Below are 21145 nucleotides of genomic sequence, written 5' to 3' on the forward strand. Positions count from 1 at the left end.
ACGCTCCCTTGTTTAACTCAAGTTATATCCATTATTTCTTAAAAGTCTCGCTGTAGGCTTTATTGATTAGCTCCAGAGCTCGGTCAGAGCCAAGTTTTTTAACCTGTGGGATAACTTTTGAATCCCAGGTATCAATGCTTTGCTTACCGATAATTACATTTACCGAAGCTTCCTCTACATAGGTATCAATAGCAGTTTTGAGGTCGGTATATTCTTTTTTCTCATTAGCATTGCTAAATTTTGCATCAAAGGTTGCCTTGCCAAAGGCATGGTTTTCTTGCAAAAATGATACCGATTTTTTCATGGCAGCACCATTTAATTCAAAAGTATTAAGACCGGTTTGACTTGCAACACTGAAAATGTTTTGGTCGTTTAGCCCCGCATTCTTGATGGTACCATTTGGTGTAGCAGCAGTTTGAAAATCCTTTAAAAATTTCACAACACCATCGGAAGTCTTTTGATAAGATTCGCCTTCGAAACCAAATTGCAAGGCATTGATACCTTGTGGGCTGTACGTCCAGTTCAAAAAATTAACCAATTCATCTTTGTATTTAGATTGGTTTGAAATCACTTTATAACTTCCGTAATAGCCACTTAAAACAGTCGTACCAACTCTATTTTTGTTGTAAGCAGGTTGAAGCATAGCCGTAAATTCAAAGCCCGGTTGAATTTTGCTTCCCATTTTATTAATAATCTCGTCGCCAGCTTGTGGGTAGTCAATGGTCACAAGACCTTTGTTTGTAGCTAAGAGTTCATCCCATTCAGCATCTGTAATCGTAGCGAAGTTTGGATTTAATAAGCCTTCGGAATACAATTTATTCAAGTAAACCAACGTATCCTTGTAGGCTTGACTTTCTGGACCGTATATATATTTTTGTTGAGCTGGGTCAAGAAAGAAAGAGGTATTAGTTCCTCTAAAGTAAGCTTGGTTAGCAATTAAGTGAGACGCGCCCCATCTTACAAAAAATGGGTACGAATCTGGGTAAAGTTTCTTCAGTTGAACTAAGGTCTTGTATAGATCGTCGAAAGTTTCGAACTTCGTCGATAGGTTGTTTTTTGCGAAAATATCAGTTCTGCCCAACAAAACTTCGTCGACACGATATGGCACATCATAAATTCTTGGGGCCGCATAATATTTGCCGTTTGGCGAACGAGTTAGATCCATAGCAGGCGGATATTTTTCCAACAGTGCTTTGTAAGCATTAAGCTTTCCTGCATTCATATAAGACGTTAAATCTAAGAATGCTCCTTGTGGTCCATAAAGGTCCGCATATTTTTGTCCGCTTGTTAACGTCATCAAATCCGGTAGTGATCCAGATGCTAACATGGTATTCAATTTTTCTGTATAGTCTGCACGGGCTACGCTAATGGGTTTGATTTTAATATTTGTGTACTTTTGAATGGTCTTAAAAATTTCTTCGTCGCCAGTGTATGTGCCGATTAAATACCAAGAAACTTCAATTGGTTTTGCGCTAATTTTTTCTGGTGCGATGGCATTTGGGTCTGATGTCTGATCTTTAGTAGAATCTTTAGAGGTTGCTGATGGTTCTGTGGTTTTGGCAGGTTCGCTTGGATTGCTACTGCACCCTGAAACAAATAACATAATGGCAGCTACAAATAAGATCAAAAATCTTTTCATGATAAATCTCTCCTTTTAATTAATTTTATTGATCATCCTTTTATTGAGCCAACCATAAGACCCTTGACAAAGTACTTTTGTATAAAAGGATAAATACACATAATAGGAAGAGTAGTGATGACAATGGATGCCATTTTTAAAGATTCCGTTGCCGAGTGAGTTAATTCAGCATAAGCCCCTTTTTCGCTTGGATTGACGGTTGCAGCTACCAAAATACTTCTTAAAATCATCTGCAAAGGATATTTTTCGGTGTCATTTAAGTAAAGCAACGCAGAGAAATATCCATTCCAAATGCCAACAGCTGTAAATAAGCCGATAGTTGCCATTATTGGCTTGGAAAGTGGCAAAATGATTTTTACTAAAATTTGAGGATCAGTGGCCCCATCCATGTAAGCAGATTCACTTAGGCTTTCCGGTATAGTCCTAAAGAAAGATCTCATGAGAATAATGTTCCATGCGGACAACGCCCCCGGAAGAACCATAACCCAAATGGTGTTTATCAAATGTAGAGACTTATAAGCCAGATAGGTTGGAATTATACCGCCACCAAAAAACATGGTTATAATGTACACCTTGGAAATAAATGAACGCATTTGAAACTTATCTTTGGAAAGTGGATATGCTGTTATGGCTGTGAAAAACAAGGTAAAAAACGTTCCAAGCGCAGTATACACAATCGTGTTTTTATATGCCGCGAAAAAAACAGGTTGGTCTATCATGGTCTTGAATGCACCTAGGTCAAAACCTTTTGGGAAAATAGTAACTTTCCCCGCAAGTACTTCTGCGGGATCGCTAATAGACACAGACATAACGTAAGCAAAGGGATAAAGCATAACCAGTACAACAATAGCCAAAATGATGTACACAACGGAAAGAAGGACCTGATCTTCTATTGAATCTTTAATTTTGTTAGGATTCTTTTTCATGACATCACCATAAACTTTCATCTAGGTGTTTTCTGGAAAAATAGTTTGCTCCTAATAAAAAAACAACGGAAACCAAACTGTTAAACAACCCAATAGCACTTGAAAATCCATAATCTTGGTCGAAAATACCCTTACGGTAAACATAAGTAGAGATAACATCGGCAACGTCATATGTAGCAGGGCTATACATTAATAGAATTTTATCGAATCCAACGCTGATAATATGGCCAACTGCTAAAATTAACAAGGTAATGATGGTTGGGCGGATGCCGGGCAGGGTAATATGAAAAATCTGTTTAAACCTAGAACAGCCATCCATCTTAGCCGCATCATACATTTCTGTGTCAATCCCTGTAATAGCCGCCAAGTAGAGTATGCTGGAATAACCAACTCCCTGCCAAATACCTGAGCCAATATACAAGCTTCTAAAGAAATCGGATTCGTTAAAAAATTGGATAGGGGCAACACCGACTTGTGCTAACAATTCATTTACAATACCCCTACCACTAAACACGGATTTCATAATGCCCACAATGACAACAACAGAAATAAAATAAGGTAAATACGTAGCGGTTTGAACAAACCTCTTAACTTTTGGATGTACCATTTCGTTAATCAACAAAGCCAGAACAATGGGTGCGGGAAAAGACCACAGCAAGTTATAAAGACCTAGAACAAACGTGTTTTTTATAGTTCTAAAAAAGTTTGGATCATTAAAAAACCGCATAAAGTTGTCAAAGCCAATCCATTCAGAGCCTCTAATCCCTAAAAACAAACTGTAGTCTTGAAAAGCAGTTACGACACCAACCATGGGATAATAAGCAAACAAGGCAATCATGATTAACCCTGGAAGCGACATAAGCAAAATAAAGCGGTTACATTTCCAATCATACTTAAACTTTGAAATAAATGACACATTAGTTACTTTTTCAGTGGTCGTTGACATAAGCCCACCTCATTTCATTATTTGACTTCTTCGGAATTTATAATTCCGCATCGGCCTCGTACGACCGGGTGCGGGACCTTCTACGACTTTTTCTCGCGGCTTTGCGGGCATCCACTCCGCACCCCATTGCACGCCCACCATAAACTGATAAGGCATTGACATCATCCTCTCGTGTATTCCTATTCGGAATCTAAGTTAATTGTATTAAGAGAGGGGGCGTAGCGGTAGTCATCAAACCAACGAAAAGTGTACTATATCAACGATCTTTACAGGTTAGCTTCACCTCATAATCAATCACCACGCTTAATTACTCAACACCAATCACATAGCGCTTCACCCTGATTTCGTAATCATTACACACCATCTCCTAAACTTTATGTGCCTGATTTTGTAATATTAATACAACAAAATGCTGCCTTTCACCCCCTTAGTGATCCTAGAATAGCACCTAGTATAAAGTACTTTTTCACAAAGGGATAAATGGTTTATTCTGATAGAATAGCAACAGTCCTATTTATTTACTCTTGCGAGTGCCGTATTATAAATCGTTTCAATTTCAGTTGCGCCCTTTTCTTTGCATTGTTTAATAAAACTATCCCAATCATTCAATGCCCCATCATTGATAATGAATCTATCCATATTCAGAGTTAAATGCGCATCTAATTGTGTGCGGAGCTGTTTTAGCTTTTCACGTTCTTCTTTATTAAATGGAGGATCGTTGACTTCTCTGAAATTAATACCATCAGCAAGATCCTTGGTTGCCTTTTCAGACCACTTAATTAGTTCTGGTGCCGAAGTAGGAATAAGAGGATGGTCGTCAGAATTAAGTGCTAAGCCAAGGTAGCCGGTTCCAAGTGCAGATTGCATCGCCCGGAAAGGATCTTGTTTATCCTTAAACTTCGCTTTCGTCGCTTCAGAAATCTTATATTCGCCATCAGCAAGTGTATAATCAACGTTCTCTATACCAAAGCTTGTCAGATTTGTCCCCTCGTCTCCATACATCCAGTCAATAATCTTGATAACTTCTTCAGGATTCTTCACCTTGGAGCTGATTGCGTACATTTCACCAAGATGATCAAGTTGATATACGTTGTTGCGTTTAACCCCCTTAACACTAGCCATTACAGGTAACAATTCGAACTTGGCATCTGGCTCTTTAGCCTGAAGTGCTTTATTAAAGTTTACACCGAAACCATTGTTATCTTGATAAAAGAAAGATTTTCCAGTACTTAATTTTTCCACCCATGTTTGTGAGGTTGCTACGGAATAATCCGGATCAAGAAGTTTTTCTTTATAAAGCTTATGAAGATAGGTAATAGCATCTTTAAATTCAGGTGAATAAGGACCAAATTTATATTGCTTTGTAGCTTGCTCAAAATAAATCTTAGTACCTGTAATATTGGTATATCCACTGCCAAAACCGAAAGCAATTGGATTGATCAAATTTTCTGTTCCCGTTTTACCATTCGCTGCACGGCTAGTAAAAGGGTAAGAGGCTGGATAAGCATCTTTAAGCTTTTTGAGTACCTGATAGAGTTCATCATAGGTTGTTGGGGTTTTTAAGTTAAGCTTTGTCAACAGATCTGTACGAATCATCGGAAGCTGACCAGACTGCATGCTCCATTTGGTTACGAGAGGAAAGCCATATAACTTGCCATCGACTTTTGTCTTATTGATTTCAGGCTTCTGCCCAATAAGTTTTTGGAAATTCGGCATTTTATCCAGATAGGGTGTGAGGTCTAGGAAAATACTCGAATCAGCGTAGTTCGAAAGATCATTTTGATTAACCATAATCACATCGGGTATAGAGTTTGTAGCAATTAGGGTTTTCTTCTTATCCTCGTAATTACTTTGTGGAACACTCCGTAATTCAAGCTTCACATTTTTTCTTTTTTGAATTTCTTGAACAATTATCGAATTTACATCTAACGCTTGCGAAGAATGCTCATATCTCATCCATGAAAGCGTTATCCGTTTGGCAGGAACTGATGATACTTTTGGCGTCGAAATATTTGGCTTGACTAGGCTACTACAACCTGCCAATAAACTTCCCAATAAGGCCATTGAACAGCAGACGGTTAACATTCCTTTTTTTTTAATAACCATGTTGTTCCTCCTTAATAATCTGGATTTGTTTCTGGCAATTTTATTTTATAGGCAACAAGCCTATTTCTGCTTGATTCCATGGCTACTACGATATTCATTCGGCGAAATGCCTTCATACTTTTTGAACAGACGTAGAAAGGTTGTACGGCTGAATATGCCAATCTGATCTGCGATTTCACTAATTTTCAAATCTGTATGCGCTAACAATTCTCTCGCTTTGGCAATCCGAATTAGACTGATATAGTCCGAAATATTCGTCCCTGTCGATTCTTTAAACATTCTTGACACATACTTGGCCGACAGTCCTATTTCGTTTGCAATCACCTCGAGATATAAGTCCTTTTCATAATGATTCTCAATATAATCGGTTATGAATGATACAACCGCGCCCGATTTGCTTTCAGGCTTATATAATGTCTTTGTGATAATTTTATCGTAAAATTCAAAGATCAGTTTCAATCTTCCATCAAATTCACTCGGTAAGAGCTCCTTTTGACTCAAAAAAGCATGTTCATTTACATCAAGAAAATCATAAATACTAAGTCGCTTTTCCGTAATATAGCGATTACCCGTATTGTAGAACTCCACAAGCAAAGCCCCGAGATAGTGATAAGAAACACCCCTTGCTTTATTCAAGCCAATGATTCCTTCCAGCTCTACCTTCAACCCACCCATGTCACCTGATTTCAAAGCATTTACTATTTTGTTCTCATCGAGAAATGAATAATAATAATTCTGATCGATAACAAAATGAGCCGCATCTAAAATGACCATCTTGGATGAGTCCGTCCGTTTATCTATGACTGTAATAGCATCACTATAAGATTTCGAATAATCATCGATTTTATCGTATTTCTTCCCTAAACCAATAATTAATTCGCAATAAATCATGTCATAGGCAAAGGTCAGTTTAATCATCTCTAAAGCCTGGTCTAATTGCCCACGGTCTTCCTCACTCTTCAAATTGACCATGCAAACATATAAGTAGGGCTCATATTCCGTCAAATAACAATTCACATACTTTTTCATAATTCCCCAGAGCACATTCTTCATCTTTTCCAAAATCAATAAACGGTCTGCTTCCAAAATCTCACGATAAAATCTATCCCTAAACTGAATCATGAAGCAGCAGCATAAATAACCCCCTGTGTGAAAATCAATTTCATTTAAGATTTGGTTAACGGAATAAGGCTGTGGCCCTCGATATCCTTTAATTAAATTCGTGAAAAATTGCTCGAGAATTTCATCAGAAAATGTATTGATTTTAATATTGTCATCCTTATGCTGTTGTATCAATTGATTGACGCTATTTCCGATCCTTTGAAGTTCACTGCTGTGTTGTGTATCATTGTTCCATTCATCCACCTTTTCAGTTTTTTGTAAAATATCTCTGATATTTTTGATCGGATTATATAAGCGAACACTAAATATGAAGGAAAAAGCTACACCAATAATGAGTAAGCTAATGCATATCCAGATAATCAAACTAAAAATACTTGAAGACTCCTGGTTAAATGAGTTCACAGGGGTAATAGAAAAATATTTCCACCCATAATCGGAAGTGGTTTGAACTAGCCAGTTCTGCTCTTGGCCAATCTGAATCGCCCCGTTACTTCGCTCCTCCGAAGAAAATCCAGCTACGATTTCCTGTTTCGCTTTCTCATCTAACTCGCTGCTTTGTAAAATGATCTGATTATTTTTATCCAGTACAATATATTGGGTAGCCGAGAAAATCGAGTTATTTTGCAACGTAGCCACGATCGTAGGAATGGATATGGTTGTCACCATCGTTGCCAAATGCCCATTCACATATTGTGTCGTAATACTCGGGATAACCTCTCGGGAAGAATTCATATCAGAGTTGACCACTTTTGTAGGCTTCAGTAATTCGAATAAGCTGCTTTGGTGTAAGCGTTGACGCCAGAAATCTTTATTGTACTCATCAAATTTATAAAATTTGTCAAAAAAAATGTCAAAATTAACAATACCGTCACTTAAATAAACGCGTTGATCATCAACAAAAATAAAGATATTATCTACAAAATGGCTGATTGGATTGCGATTACCCGCAATTGATCTCACAATCGATGGCATTTTGATTTTCTCATCATCTGTAAGTAATGAATCTGGTCGTAAATATTGCTGTATCGTCTCACTGAGAAGCAAGCTGTTATTGGTTGCCTGAGCCATGCTTAAATAAATATCAATTGTTTTGGAAGATGCAATCAAATTATCAGTAAGCTTTTCAGAGGCATCCGTCTTAATTAATTGATCTGCGTTAAAATAGGAGATGATTCCAATAATGACAATTGGAATTAACAAAGAGATGAAATAAAGTAGAATCTTAAAAAATAGCCTGTTTTTATTCAAAGATTGCTTCAGATGCTTCCAATTCAAGTTTAATCCCCCCCACTTCCTCCTGTTTCCACAAATCCCAATTCATGTATTGGCTGAGGAACTTTTTCATAGTTATCTTCTATAATATTCGAATCATATTATATTAAATCCTCCTACTATAAAATTTCAATTTATATGGATACCCCATATGATCACATCTTGAATCTGCACCGTGCTTCTGTTGTCGTTGTTAAAGTCCTACTACACAGAATCAGGTAACAGGCTCAGCATGAACTAAGGCCACATCAAGTCGCCTACTTCGTAGAGCGACATATATGTGGCCTTAGTTTTTTAGACAACTGAGAATTGCTTAGATAACTCCTTGGAAAGACGGTATAGCTGATCGACTTCCATTTTATTCGTGGCTGTAAACTCATCATAATTTCTCGCACGCGAGCGATAATTCGAACTGATTCCTTCCTTCATCTGATAATATTTAGCGTTTATCGGATACAACTGCCGCTCAATAAATGAAGCTACACTTAGTAAATCACTTAACCGCTGCGCTTCTTCAGGCTGCTTTTCCCAATTATGCAAAAGCCAAGCATACAGGTCTGGATGAAAGTTAGCCATGACTCCACTGTAACCGTCAACTCCCAGCTTCAAGGTTTCCAAAATGGTAGCTGTATTGGCATTGTAAAGCTTTAAAGGGGATCCTTTAATCGCTTCCAGTTTTTCTTTGATCATCTCCACATCGCAAGAGGTATCCTTCAAGAAGAAAAATCTTCCTGTACCCGCACACCATTTCAATACTGATGGTGTTAATAGACGCTTATATGGAAATGGACATTCATAGATACCAAACGCAATATGGTCCGGCAGCTGTTCCATTAGTTTTTGAGCATTAGCCTTCCATATGTCATCGGACTCATCCGCTCCTGCCAATCGGTTCGAAATCAGGATTACGGCCTCTACTCCAGTTTCTGACATCGCTGTCAATTCTCTAGCCTGGTCTTCAAGCGAGTCGGAAATATGTCCCGAGGCGATGACGGGAACCCTTCCCGCTGCCTTCTCCACGACAAAAGCGGCAAGCTTCACACGCTCTTCCAAACTCAAAAAGAACATTTCGCTAGACTGGCATACAGCAAATAATCCGTCAACCTTGTTTTGAATAAACCATTCAACCATACGTCCCATCGCATCAAAATCAATTTCTCCAGACTCCTTGTATAAGGTAATCATGGTTGGCCATACGCCGTTAGGGTTATTAATCTTCATTTGACATCTCTCTCTCATTGATATTTTTCATTTCCAAAAAATTCACTTTCTTGATGGGCTCATGCTGTATTGCAGGTATAAAAAAAGTTTTTATTTCACATTTGCCAAAGGTACTTCGCCAACTTCGTTTCAAGGATGGAATGAATAGATCTGTCTCTACTTCTCTTCCGTTAGTTTCATTACAGCGTAGAATCCACCCATTCCCGTCTTCAGCCGGTTTAAAGGCCACAGCTACAACATTTTCGGCAGAAATCACAATTCCCTCGGAAACTTGCGGTAAATTGCCTTCGTGGTACGTTTCCCATACCTGCTGCAGCGGAGTATGTAATTCGTATGCCTTACGTACAACGCCGCTATCCTGCCACGAGCCGGCATGAGGCGAGAGTATGTATATAAACTCCTGTACGCCCTGATCCATATATTCCGATTGTTCATCTCGTTCGCCAAAATGATCAGCATAAATCGGACTTCTTACTACGGTCATCCTTAATTCATTGTTTAGAACATCATAAGCGTATTTTGTATCGTTGATCAGAGAAAGTCCGAATATTACTGACGGTTCAATTCCCGCAGCTGTACCAGGTTCATTACCCGATACATTCACCCACATTTGTCCAGGCACCTCGTTTCCATTGCCCGGACGTTCAATGAAGCCGTACGGAATTTCAAACATTGCACGAGGCTGCTCGACATTTACAGGAAAGGCAAGCTTAAGCATCCTATGCTGTTCTCTCCAATCAAGCCTTACCTTGACATGCAAGTCGGAACTGTCATGTAATAAGCTTATATCCTGACGAAGGACAGAATTTCCGAAATGACTAATTACCCTAATCGACGCCCGTAGAGGCCCCGTTTCAAGCACTTTCAACTCTGCGTTACAAAAACATCCCCATTCATCGCGATACTGTGTCAGACCGTGTCCCCATGTATCGCTGTGGCTCTCATCCAAGACGATTGGCACCGCTCCGTCTCCAGCCAATACTTCTCTAAAACCGTTAAGCTTGTCAATGACATGTCTGATATATCCAGTATCTGGATCGAGCTCAACGAATAGCTTATTATTCTCTAAGAAGCAACCCTCAGCCCGAGCGGAACCTTTCGGCTCCATCGGATCGCAAGCTTTATCGCGGTATACCCAATACACCTGATAGCCAAAAGCCGGAATTCGACCCGTGATTAAAGTATCCCATTTATCATTGGTATTTGTCCGGGATCCCCTGATGGTTTGAATAGGCAGGGGCCTCCCTGCTGCATCGGTCACTCCTGCAAGCTTCTTGTTAATTCCAATAGGTGCCTCCACTTCCCACGATAATGGGTTAAAAACCACAAGAGGTGAACCAAGATCATCTTGCTCCCAAAGCTGCCAGTCCTTCTCCTTGCTTAAGGATTTCACACCCGGTATCATCGTATTAATCGACCAAGAAATCTTTTGAGTAGCAGCGTTTATCGCTTTTGCTCCAATGCTTAACGCTTCACCATAAAATTCCTGAACATCGTCGTAAGCTTCCTTTATACTGCAGCCGCCCATAATATCATGAAAATGATTGAACATGACATTTTCCCAAGCCCGATTAAGTGCTTCTGACGGATACGGTAAACCAAGCGTCAAATTGGCAAGTGTAGCAAATTTCTCGGCTGTCAGCATCCGGTGCTCCACTCGGCGGTTAGTGGCCTTTGATTCCGAGTGTGTTGAGTAACAACCGACGGCATGCATCTGCATTTCATCCTTAATCACAGGGATATCCGGATCCATCTTCCTCATTTCTGAAAAATAATGATTAGGAGAGCTTAGCTGAATGTCGCCTAATCCAGGTCTCTTTTGGATCTCATGGATGAGCTTAAGGTTCTCAATTGTCGGCCCCCCGCCGTGATTACCAACGCCATAGAAAGACATGAAGGCATGACCGCTTGCTACTGCCATATTTCTGTGGCTCATTAGCTTATCTTCCATTCCATTGCTCGCCCAATTGCCGTAGCTGTCGGCGAGCCTAAATGTCATAATACGGCTGCCATCTTCCGATTCCCACCAAAACAAATCGTGCGGCAATGTCTTCTCATGTGCCCCAGGGCGCATGAAAACGTAGTAGTCCATTCCGCCTTGCTTCAACAACTGTGGCATCATGCCGTGGTGACCGAAAGAATCTACATTGTAGCCGACCTTCGCCATTACACCGAATTTCTCCATAAAATACCGTTGTCCATATAAGCTATGCCTAGCAAATGATTCGCCCGATGGCAAATTGCAGTCCGGTTGTATCCACCAACCGCCTGTAATGACCCAGCGTCCTTCGGCAACTCGCTGCTTAATTTCGGCAAACATCTCGGGAGCATTCTCTTCAACCCATTTGTAATAAGACGCGCAAGCACATGTAAATACAAAATCAGGGAACTCATTCAATCGATCCAAAGCAGAACGAAAAGTCGCTTTGATCTCCGCATACCCCTCCTGCCAGCGCCATAACCAAACCGGATCCAAATGAGCATTTCCGATTAAATGAAGCTTCGTTTCAATAGTCATGTTATCCCCCATCACGCATTATGATAATTTGAAACCTCTAACCTTTAACCTTTAACAGATCCCAGCATGGCTCCTTGCACAAAATATTTTTGCACAAACGGGTAAATGACAAGCACGGGCAAGATAGCAACGAAGACACAAGCATATTTAATATTTTCCGTCATGACGGCCAGCCCCGCTTCTGCTGCGCCAAGCTGCGCGGATTGTGTAGCCATATCTCCCGAAATGACGATATTGCGCAAAATGATTTGCATCGGGTATAGATTCTTCTCATTTAAGTAAATGAGTGCAGGAAAGAAGCTGTTCCAGTGAGCCACCGCGTAAAAAAGAAACATTGTGGCCATGACAGGCAAAGAAAGTGGCAGCACAATTTTTGTGAAAACTCGAAATTCTCCAGCGCCGTCCATGATCGCAGACTCATGCAGTGCTTCTGGAATATCCTCAAAAAATGTTCTCATCAAGATCATATTGAAAACATTGATCGCAGTCGGAATTAATATGGCCCAAATCGTATTGACCATTCCTAACGCATGAACCACCATATAGCGCGGGATGAGACCACCATCGAAGAACATGGTGAATACAACAAACAAAGCAAGAAATGAGCGCCCATACATATGCTTACGCGACAAAGGATATGCGCAAAGAGCCGTCATCGCCAAATTAATAAGCACACCAGCGGCCGTATAAAAAATGGTGTTTCCGTAGGAGCGCACAATGGCGGGATCATTAAAAATAACACTATATGCTTTAAAATTAATATCTATAGGTCGCCAAAACACTTCGCCGCTGCTAACCGATGACCCGGAGCTAATCGATATGATTCCCATATAATAAAGCGGATACAGGGTAACAAAGATCATAGCCAGCATAAAAATTATGTTAATCGTATCGAAATAAGAAAAGTTACGACTTCGCATCTCAATCCCCTCCGCTAGAACAATCTTGATCCATTTATTTTTTTGGCAATTTGATTCGCAGATATGACGAGCGCAAAGGCCAGTAAAGATTGGAAAATACCCACAGCCGCAGCGAAGCTAAAGTCGCTGTCAATCAACCCTCGACGATAAACAAATGTTTGGATAACATCTGCGGTTTCATAAGTGGGACCACTGTACAATAATAAAATTTTCTCAAATCCGACCGAAAGCATTTTACCCACAGTCAAAAGCAGCATGATCGTAACAACGGTTGAAATCCCAGGCAGTGTAATATGAAGCAATTTGCGCCATCGATTTGCCCCGTCCATCGTCGCCGCCTCATACAGTTGTGGATCGATAGAGGTCAATGCCGCCAAATAAATAATAGAGTTCCAACCAATACCTTGCCAAATTTCAGAGCCGACATAAATAGTTCGGAACCACTGCGGCATGGACATGAATGTCTTCGCTTCCCCGCCAAAAAGCTTAATCACTTCATTAATGAGACCATCGATGGAGAGAAAGTTAACCAGCATACCTACGACTACAACGGTAGACAGAAAGTGCGGAACATACGTGATGCTTTGAATAAATTTTTTGAAAATTTTTAATTGCAGCTCGTTTAACAATAAAGCGAACACGAGAGAAGATGGGAAATAAAAAATGAGTGAATACAGGTTGATGAGCACTGTATTGCGAACCACTTGCCAAAAATTCGGATCCGTCAGAAATTGGCGAAAATACTTCGTCCCTGCCCACGGGCTATGAAAGAAACCCTTGACGATCGAATAATCTTCAAATGCCATCAGATTCCCAACCATAGGTGCATAGTGAAAAATAACAAAATAGGCAAACGGCAATAAAAACATGAGATACAGTGGCATGCTCTTGCGGATATTCTTTTTAATCTCAACAGCTGGTGTCAAATATCTCCACTCCTTCCGGGAAAATAAAGGGACAAGCTGCCCGGTATGTCTAAGCAACCTGCCCCCTCTACTTGCATGAACTTCGACCTTTACTTCACGCGGGCTAAGGCATCGTTGTAGATTTTGATGATATCATCTGCACCTTTTGCTTTGAGTTGTTTTACGAAGTTATCCCAATCACCCAGTGCACCGTCTGTCACAATAAATTTATCCATGTTTTGAGTCAGGTAAGCGTCAAGCTGTGTACGGATTTGTTTCAGCTTCTCACGCTCTTCTTTTGTAAATGGAGGGTCGTTAACGAATTGAACATTTTCGCCTGCAGCCAAAGCTTTAGATGCTTTAGCGTTCCATTCTACCCATTCCTTGGAGTTAAAAGGCAATCCAGCATGATCGTCATTATCCACAGCAAGTCCCAGGTAGCCCGTACCATACTCAGATTGCAGCGCATAAATCGCGCTTGGCTGTCTGTCCTTATACTTATTGACAACTGTGTCAGTCAATTTGTAATCGCCATTTTCGCCAGTGAAATCTTCGCCTTTAATACCGAAGTTTGTAACCTCAATTCCCTCTTGGGAGTAGAACCAGTCCATGAATTGAACAACTTGTTCAGGATTCTTTACTTTCGCATTAATGACGTACGATTCCGACAAGTGGCCAAGTGCATAGATAAGGTTACGCTTTGCACCGCTCGGCGATGTCATTGTATCCAACATATCAAACTTAGCATTCGGATCCTTCTTCTGCAGGTTAATATTAAATGTGCTAGCGAAACCATTATTATCTTGGAAATAGAAGGATTTACCTGAGTTTAGCTTTTCTTGCCAAATTTGCGATGTAGCCGTAGCATAATCCGGATCAAGAAGCTTTTCTTTGTAGAGCTTATTCAACCATGTGATCGCATTTTTAAACTCTGGCATAGCCGGACCGAATTTGTATTGTTTATCTTTCGGCTCGTAGTATACTTTCGTTCCGTTGAAGGTTGTGTATCCGCTTCCAAATGCGAATGAAATTGGATTGATTAGATTTTCTGTTCCTGTAAGTCCATTTGCAGCACGAGCAGTAAAAGGATATGAGTCCGGATTCGCTTCTTTCATTTTCTTCATCACTTGATACAATTCATCATAAGTAGTCGGCTTTTTCAAACCTAGCTTATCAAGCACATCCATGCGAATCATCGAAAGCTGGCCGCCAACACCCTGCCAATTTGCTACAAGAGGGAATCCATAAAGCTTACCGTCAATTTTGTTTTTGTTGATCTCTGGCTGCTGGGAAATGACTTTCTTCAAATTTGGCATTTTGTCCAAATAGGGAGTCAAATCAAGGAATGCTCCCGTGTCCGCAAAGTTCTGAATATCATCCTGTTTGACAAGCATCACATCAGGCAGGGTATTCGTTGCGATCAACGTTTTCTTTTTATCATCGTAGTTGCTTTGAGGGACACTTTGAAGATTTAATTTTACATTTTTACGCTTTAAAATTTCCTGGACGGCTTTCGAATTGGCCACGATAGCTTGCGAAGCGTGTTCGTATCTCATCCAAGTCAGCGATAGAGGTTGGGCCGATATCGGTGTGCTTGCCGCACCAGCAGAAGTTGCCGGAGTCGCCGAATTATTCGTTGAAGTCGTTGAACTGCTTCCACAACCGCTAAGCACACTTGATAGCACTAGTAATGAACCAGTTACTGCCATAAACCCCTTTTTTGATTTCATCGAATAAATCCTCCCATATAATTGGATTGCCTTACACGAGGATCATAGCACACCATTTTTGTGCATTTGAATATCCAAATTGGCGTTTAAAGTACCGTTTTTCCGCTATTGGAGCCTTGATTCATTTCTCCGCTTTGATGCAAAAAGCCATAATGCACGATAAAAAATCACGGTAAGACGATTCACTTTCCCTCCATGCACCAAGGCAGGAGCACTTCTTCGCGTCAGTCACCAAGAATATCAGCCTGCAAGCTCGGAGTAGCCTTCGTGACACAAGAAGACCGCACCCAGCTAGGGAAGCGGTCTTCTTATCGAATATTATTTATATAACGGAGTTTACCACCTTCATGTTCGGCTACTTGCTGCTAGCATTACCTGGCACAACAACGACTCCCGTTGTTGCAACAAAGCCGCCGTCCAACGTTGTCGCAGTAATTTCCGCTTTCCCTTTACTTACACCTGTAACCAGACCTGTTAACTCATCTACCATGGCAATACTGGAATCACTGGAACCCCACAAAATTGTTTTATTGCTTGCATTGGCAGGAAATACGGTTGCAACAAGTCGTTCAGAGTTGCCTATGCCTATTGCAATATTTTTCTTTTCAAGCTCCACCGTTTGCGCAGCAATCGCTGCCGGATCAACGTAGAGATATACTCTCAATGGTGCTTTGAAGAAAGGCAGCATATCGCTTGTTACACCCTGCGGAAGCTTTGTCTCATCAACAGTGCCGGTAAGATTGCTAATTAAAGAATTAAGTTTATAATTCGCTTTAATAGCTGCAACATCCCAATTCACCGACAAATCAACTGAAGGAATCACACCGTTCGCTGCCCCCGGTTTATAGGAGGTATATGCTTTAATTGTAGATGGGAACAGGGCTTTAATCGCACTATCGGATGCAGTATTGATATTGAAAGATGCAGGAACCGCAATTTCACGATCGAAGCTTTCATATTCTCTGATAATGTTTACGGTATCACCCTGTTTAATCCAGTCCTCGGTAATTCTGGAGAAGGTAATATTTTTATAGCCGCTTAAGGATTGATTAGCAGAGTCCTTATCAAGCGACGAGAAGAACCGGCTGAAGCTGATCAGGATATCCCCATTATCTCCTTGAGTTATGGCAGGGTAATGGTAGCTTCCCATACTGCTTCTTGTATCCAAGGCAAGATGCCTTCTGTATTTCCACGTTCTTCCTTCATCGTCTGATAGGGCGACAGCCAACGTGTTCCGGTTCGATTCCGTATCTACGTGAACAAATGCCCAATTGCCGCTCTTAAGCTGCAGAAGGTCGTGACCTACACCAGGATCCTGCAGTTCAGTGACGTCCTTGACCGCCCCCCATGTCAATCCCTTGTCTTTAGACTCGGAAGCCACCACACGATAAGGTCTTGGGCCGTTGTCACGCATATAAGCTACAATCGTTCCGTCTTGTCTTTGAGCCATCGTGGCCTGAATGTTGGCGACACCAACAATAGGCTCACTCATCTCCCAACGAACCGAGTTATCCTCAAGAGGTTGGGAAGGATCATACTCTGTAAATGCCATAATGCTCATTTCTAGGACATCCGAATACAGGGGCAGAAGCAAACGAACTTTGCCGTTGCCAAGATCTACTGCAAACGGCTTATCTTTGGTTTGCCAGCCGATTCGGCGGGCGTACGGATAACCTGAACGAGGCTCAGTCATTGTGTCCGCTACTGTCGGAGCGTATAGATATTTAGTTGGATCGCCGCCAATCAACTGCATAGTCTGCGTGACTAGACCATCAAATTCAGCTTCATTTACTTTACGACTCATACCTGCTCCGCCATCTGCAACTGGTTTGAACAAATACTCTTTTTGCTCAGCAAGCTTGGCTTTTACCGTATTCACGAAACCTTTTGCCAACTCTGGGCGCGCAATAACAGGTGGTGTGGCCCAAGAAGGTCTTGATGTTGCTCCAGGTCTATCATCGAGCGACAGACTTATGTTATCGTCTGTGCTGTTCGGATTGACTACACCGCCAATATTTTTACCGAGTTTAATCCCAACATTTTCAGAAAATGTCCAATTAGGTACTTTGTTGCCAACCTCTTCAAGCTCATAGCTGCCTTTTTCGGCATAAGCATATCTAGGTTGGGAAGTTTGCCACCTGCCCGCCAATACGGGATACCAGAAAAACCAGAGACGGTCACCGGAATCAACGTATACGACAGGATTAATATCAGCAATATCTTGGGCATCGGTCATTACAAACGGTGTCAACCATGTTTTTCCGCCATCCGTTGATCGAGCTCCCATAATCCGTGTCGTAGTCGCATCTCGTTCGCCATTTCCCTGAAACCATACACATAACAACTGTCCGCTTGGCAATTCTACAATGCTGGAGCCGTGTATGTGGTCACCTATATCACCATTATCCTTGATAGGATTGAAAATATTTACAGCTTTATCGGAAATGTTGAATGTTCCCGTAGGAGAAGCCAAAGCAGGAACTATACTTGTAGCTGAGATCGCCATACAAACAGTCAGTGCAGTTAGGAACTTGAATTTCCTTTTCATCTACATTACTCCTTTCATTGGGTAACTTTAATGATGCATTTATAAATTGTTCCGTAATTGTTGCTTACAGCAGTTATCATTGCAGTTCCTGTTTTAATTGCAGTCACGACCCCGGTCGTGGTATTCGTTGCAGCTACATCAGGCAAATCTGAAGTCAAAGTAAGTGTATCGATTGTTGCATTAGACGATTGTCCGCCTATCGTTAGATTGTAGGTCAGTTGTGTAGCTTGTCCTACTTGCAGTTCAATTGTCGGTAACATTGTAACACTGTCAATAAACGGTGAACTTCCAGCACCGTAAGTTGCTGTCATAACAGAATCAAACAACGTCCCCATCTCACTGCTTGCGATTTTAGAGAAGCCAATCGTTCTGTCTTCACCACTACCTGTAGGAATTTTGTAAGTATAGTTCATCAAAGCGTTCCCGGCACTGTCAACGACAACCGCTGGATATTCATAGGTCTCTTTATTATTCATGCCATCCTTAATCATGATCGGCTTCCAAGTCAATCCTTCATCGGAAGAAAGCAATAAACTGAAAGAATTTCTATTTCCGTCTTGTTTAGGCTTGACTGCGCTGCGTGCGGTTTCTTGATTTGTAGCTATCAACCAGTCGCCATTTGGAAGCCTGGAAAGTTCAAAGCCGCCATCGTTTTTCAAATAAGGATCGACTTTCGGAACACTCCAAGTTACTCCGTAATCGGTTGACTCAGAGTATGTAGTGTGCCATGCCATGCGTCCGTTTCTGCCATCTAACTTACCGCTTCTAAAATAACCGCGAATCGTTCCATCTTTCTTTTGAATCAGCGAGCCTTGGATCGTACCTGATCCTACAATTGGGTCACTAAATTTCCAGGTGATGCCGTGATCATCAGTATACGCGCAAACTGAATTTGACAATGAATCTGAATATAACGGCAAAATTAATCTTTTGGTTACGCCATCTGCAAGTGTTACTTCAATCGGTTTATTTTTTGTTTGCCATCCAAGTCTGCGGTAAATGGGTCCCCATGTATTTACGTCATTGTCTGCACCAGAAGCACGCTCAATTGAATTTTTAATAATTGACGGCTCTTTTACGGAGACTCCTGTGGTAAGCATAGTGATAATTTCATCTGTTCTACCCGCATATACATCGTCGTAAGGCTTCGCGGAATTCAAATATGAAACGTACTGATCATATTTATTTCTCATCTGGACAACAAAGCTGTCTGTAATATAACGAGTACCGCCGCCAAACTTTGTAGTTACTGCTACATACTGTGACGGGTCCAGAGGACTTGTGGGAGTCACTTTACTTGGATTTACAAACTTAATATCAGCACCCTTGATGCGATAGTTCCATTTTCCATTTGAGTATGTGCCTTCGCCAAACATGCCATCCCCAACATTGGTGTAAATCGGCTGTGGATAGTGCCACTTCGCATTTTCGCCATTGCGAGCGGCATACTCATAGTTGCCCTTATCGGCATACATAAATTTAGTTTGAGTAGAGACCCATTGGCCATTGTAAATAACGCCGTAGAACAACCATAGTCTTTGTTGGCTATCTACAAAAAGAACCGGGTTATTATCTGGGAAATCCCATGTATCATAAACAACAAATGGTTCTGTCCAAGTTTTCCCGCCATCCTTCGAGCGAGAACCGATCAGTTTGGTTAAATTCCCATCTCTTTCTCCATTTCCGTTAAACCATACAGAGAAAAGCGTGCCATCTGGCAGTTCTACCATAGTGGAACCGTGATTGGCAATGTTGTCGACGGGCATCATTCTAGAATGACTAATGCCCAACGGAGCTGCTGCATCCGCAACTACAGAACTAAACATACTGAAAACTAACATTAGAGACAACAGGAGGCTTAAACGTTTCATCTTCTTCAAACTGGGTCACGTCCTTTCATAATGTTAATAAAAACTACCCACTTACACAACGGATCATAGCACACCATTTTTGAGCATTTGAATATCCAAATTGGCGTTTAAAGCACCGTTTTTCCACTATTCAGGCCTTGTTTCATTTCTCCGCTATGTTGCAAAAAGTCATATTGCATCCGTGTCAAACAAGAAGACCGCACCCAGCTAGGGAAGCGGTCTTCTTGTCGGATATTATTTATACCCAGCTGTATGGATAATTCGGATCCTCTAGCTGTGCAGCCCCTTTCACCACACTTAAGGGACGGAAAGTATCAATCATAACCGCTAACTCTAAAGTCTCTTTTTTTCCGATGCTGGCTTCAATTTTACCTGGATGCGGTCCATGAGGAATCCCTGACGGATGCAAGGTAATGGAGCCTTGCTTAACACCTTTGCGGCTCATAAAATTGCCTTCGACGTAGTAGAGCACTTCATCACTGTCCACATTGTTATGATAATACGGAGACGGAATGGAGTCCGGATGGTAATCAAACAATCTCGGAACAAACGAGCAAACGACAAAGTTATTCCCTGCGAAAGTTTCGTGAATGGGCGGCGGCATATGAATTCGACCTGTTATCGGTTCAAAATCTCCAATGTTGAAAATATAAGGGTACAAATAGCCATCCCAACCAACGACGTTCAATGGATGATAATTATAGATATGGGAGTGCAAATACCCTCTGGTTTTGGTTCTAACCTCATATTCGCCGAAATCCGTATGGCATTCCAATGTTTCAGGCAGCCGAATATCTCTTTCACAGAAAGGGCTATGCTCTAGAAGCTGTCCATGCTCATTCCGATAGCGCTTTGGCGTGCTAATCCAACTATTCGTTTCTACGTTCAAAAATTTAGAATCACCTGGCTCCGGAACGATCCGATAAATCGTGCCCACCGGAATCACGATGTAATCCCCTGGACGGTAGCTGAGTGTGCCAAAGATAGTCTCAACTTTTCCCGTCCCTCGATGAACAAACAACAATTCATCCCCGTCCCCGTTGCGATAATAATAATCCATGGTTTGGGTCGGATTGGAAACGGATATTAATATATCTTCATTCCCAAGCATGTAGTGCCTGCCGTTTACCGCATCTCCCGTATCTACGTACTGTCCAGCCAGGAAGTGCCTGTATGTCAAAGCTCCTTGTTCTTCAAACTCTATCTTAAAGGGTGCATAGATATCGGCCTTAACGATGTCCGTCGGAGCGGAATGATGATAAAGAATAGACTGTATGCCCGAAAAACCCTTTGTCCCCATGACTTGTTCCCGGTACAAAGAACCGTCTTGTTTCCTGAACTGCGTATGTCTTTTTTTGGGAATCTCGCCCATATGGTGATAAAAAGGCATATTAACTCCCTCCTAAGAGTTCTACTAACAA

Annotated in this window: 13 protein-coding genes; all 13 read right to left on the reverse strand. The window is 41.3% G+C overall.

The features are described from left to right. Positions 1 to 31 precede the first annotated feature (31 nt). The 13 genes from ASG93_RS06535 to ASG93_RS06595 all read right to left on the reverse strand — a co-directional run bounded on the left by ASG93_RS06535 (position 32) and on the right by ASG93_RS06595 (position 21114). The gene (locus ASG93_RS06535) at positions 32 to 1639 is read right to left on the reverse strand and encodes an extracellular solute-binding protein (protein ID WP_056830070.1); all 1608 of its coding nucleotides are present in this window, start codon (positions 1637 to 1639) and stop codon (positions 32 to 34) included. Positions 1640 to 1671: 32 nt separating this feature from the next. After that, entirely contained in the window at positions 1672 to 2565 is an 894-nt protein-coding gene (locus ASG93_RS06540; protein ID WP_056830353.1) for a carbohydrate ABC transporter permease, read from the reverse strand. A 4-nt stretch (positions 2566 to 2569) separates the two neighbouring features. Continuing rightward, positions 2570 to 3511, reverse strand: coding sequence for an ABC transporter permease (locus tag ASG93_RS06545; RefSeq protein ID WP_056830071.1), 942 nt, complete (start codon positions 3509 to 3511; stop codon positions 2570 to 2572). Positions 3512 to 4021: 510 nt separating this feature from the next. After that, on the reverse strand, positions 4022 to 5617 hold the full coding sequence (locus ASG93_RS06550; protein WP_056830074.1) for an extracellular solute-binding protein: 1596 nt from the start codon (positions 5615 to 5617) through the stop codon (positions 4022 to 4024). A gap of 60 nt (positions 5618 to 5677) precedes the next feature. Further along, the gene (locus ASG93_RS06555) at positions 5678 to 8014 is read right to left on the reverse strand and encodes a helix-turn-helix transcriptional regulator (protein WP_056830076.1); all 2337 of its coding nucleotides are present in this window, start codon (positions 8012 to 8014) and stop codon (positions 5678 to 5680) included. Between the two features lie 291 nt (positions 8015 to 8305). Next, positions 8306 to 9232: a dihydrodipicolinate synthase family protein gene (locus ASG93_RS06560; protein WP_056830078.1), complete on the reverse strand. Its 927-nt coding sequence runs from the start codon at positions 9230 to 9232 to the stop codon at positions 8306 to 8308. Continuing rightward, complete coding sequence (locus ASG93_RS06565) at positions 9222 to 11750, reverse strand: alpha-mannosidase (protein ID WP_056830080.1); 2529 nt, start codon at positions 11748 to 11750, stop codon at positions 9222 to 9224. The genes ASG93_RS06560 and ASG93_RS06565 overlap by 11 nt, the downstream gene beginning before the upstream one ends. A 44-nt stretch (positions 11751 to 11794) precedes the next feature. Further along, positions 11795 to 12670 (reverse strand): carbohydrate ABC transporter permease, encoded by an 876-nt coding sequence (locus ASG93_RS06570; RefSeq protein WP_056830082.1) that lies wholly within the window; start codon positions 12668 to 12670, stop codon positions 11795 to 11797. Between the two features lie 14 nt (positions 12671 to 12684). Beyond that, positions 12685 to 13596, reverse strand: a complete 912-nt coding sequence (locus ASG93_RS06575) for an ABC transporter permease (protein ID WP_056830084.1) — start codon at positions 13594 to 13596, stop codon at positions 12685 to 12687. An 89-nt stretch (positions 13597 to 13685) separates the two neighbouring features. Continuing rightward, on the reverse strand, positions 13686 to 15305 hold the full coding sequence (locus ASG93_RS06580) for an extracellular solute-binding protein (protein WP_056830085.1): 1620 nt from the start codon (positions 15303 to 15305) through the stop codon (positions 13686 to 13688). Positions 15306 to 15660: 355 nt separating this feature from the next. Then, on the reverse strand, positions 15661 to 17853 hold the full coding sequence (locus ASG93_RS06585) for an exo-alpha-sialidase (protein WP_056830087.1): 2193 nt from the start codon (positions 17851 to 17853) through the stop codon (positions 15661 to 15663). 14 nt (positions 17854 to 17867) lie between these two features. Continuing rightward, positions 17868 to 19724, reverse strand: a complete 1857-nt coding sequence (locus tag ASG93_RS06590) for an exo-alpha-sialidase (RefSeq protein ID WP_235550770.1) — start codon at positions 19722 to 19724, stop codon at positions 17868 to 17870. A 238-nt stretch (positions 19725 to 19962) separates the two neighbouring features. Beyond that, the gene (locus tag ASG93_RS06595; protein WP_056830091.1) at positions 19963 to 21114 is read right to left on the reverse strand and encodes a homogentisate 1,2-dioxygenase; all 1152 of its coding nucleotides are present in this window, start codon (positions 21112 to 21114) and stop codon (positions 19963 to 19965) included. Between the last annotated feature and the right edge of the window lie 31 nt (positions 21115 to 21145).

Origin of the sequence: Paenibacillus sp. Soil787 (genome assembly GCF_001429545.1) — a bacterium.
Taxonomy (GTDB): Bacteria; Bacillota; Bacilli; order Paenibacillales; family NBRC-103111; genus Paenibacillus_E.

Bases quoted from the DNA above. Each gene is read 5' to 3' on its own strand.
- ASG93_RS06535 (WP_056830070.1), bottom strand. From the start codon at position 1,639: ATGAAAAGATTTTTGATCTTATTTGTAGCTGCCATTATGTTATTTGTT.
- ASG93_RS06560 (WP_056830078.1), bottom strand. From the start codon at position 9,232: ATGAAGATTAATAACCCTAACGGCGTATGGCCAACCATGATTACCTTA.
- ASG93_RS06570 (WP_056830082.1), bottom strand. From the start codon at position 12,670: ATGCGAAGTCGTAACTTTTCTTATTTCGATACGATTAACATAATTTTT.
- ASG93_RS06565 (WP_056830080.1), bottom strand. From the start codon at position 11,750: ATGACTATTGAAACGAAGCTTCATTTAATCGGAAATGCTCATTTGGAT.
- ASG93_RS06585 (WP_056830087.1), bottom strand. From the start codon at position 17,853: ATGAAAAGGAAATTCAAGTTCCTAACTGCACTGACTGTTTGTATGGCG.
- ASG93_RS06580 (WP_056830085.1), bottom strand. From the start codon at position 15,305: ATGAAATCAAAAAAGGGGTTTATGGCAGTAACTGGTTCATTACTAGTG.
- ASG93_RS06590 (WP_235550770.1), bottom strand. From the start codon at position 19,724: ATGAAACGTTTAAGCCTCCTGTTGTCTCTAATGTTAGTTTTCAGTATG.
- ASG93_RS06595 (WP_056830091.1), bottom strand. From the start codon at position 21,114: ATGCCTTTTTATCACCATATGGGCGAGATTCCCAAAAAAAGACATACG.
- ASG93_RS06550 (WP_056830074.1), bottom strand. From the start codon at position 5,617: ATGGTTATTAAAAAAAAAGGAATGTTAACCGTCTGCTGTTCAATGGCC.
- ASG93_RS06545 (WP_056830071.1), bottom strand. From the start codon at position 3,511: ATGTCAACGACCACTGAAAAAGTAACTAATGTGTCATTTATTTCAAAG.
- ASG93_RS06540 (WP_056830353.1), bottom strand. From the start codon at position 2,565: ATGAAAAAGAATCCTAACAAAATTAAAGATTCAATAGAAGATCAGGTC.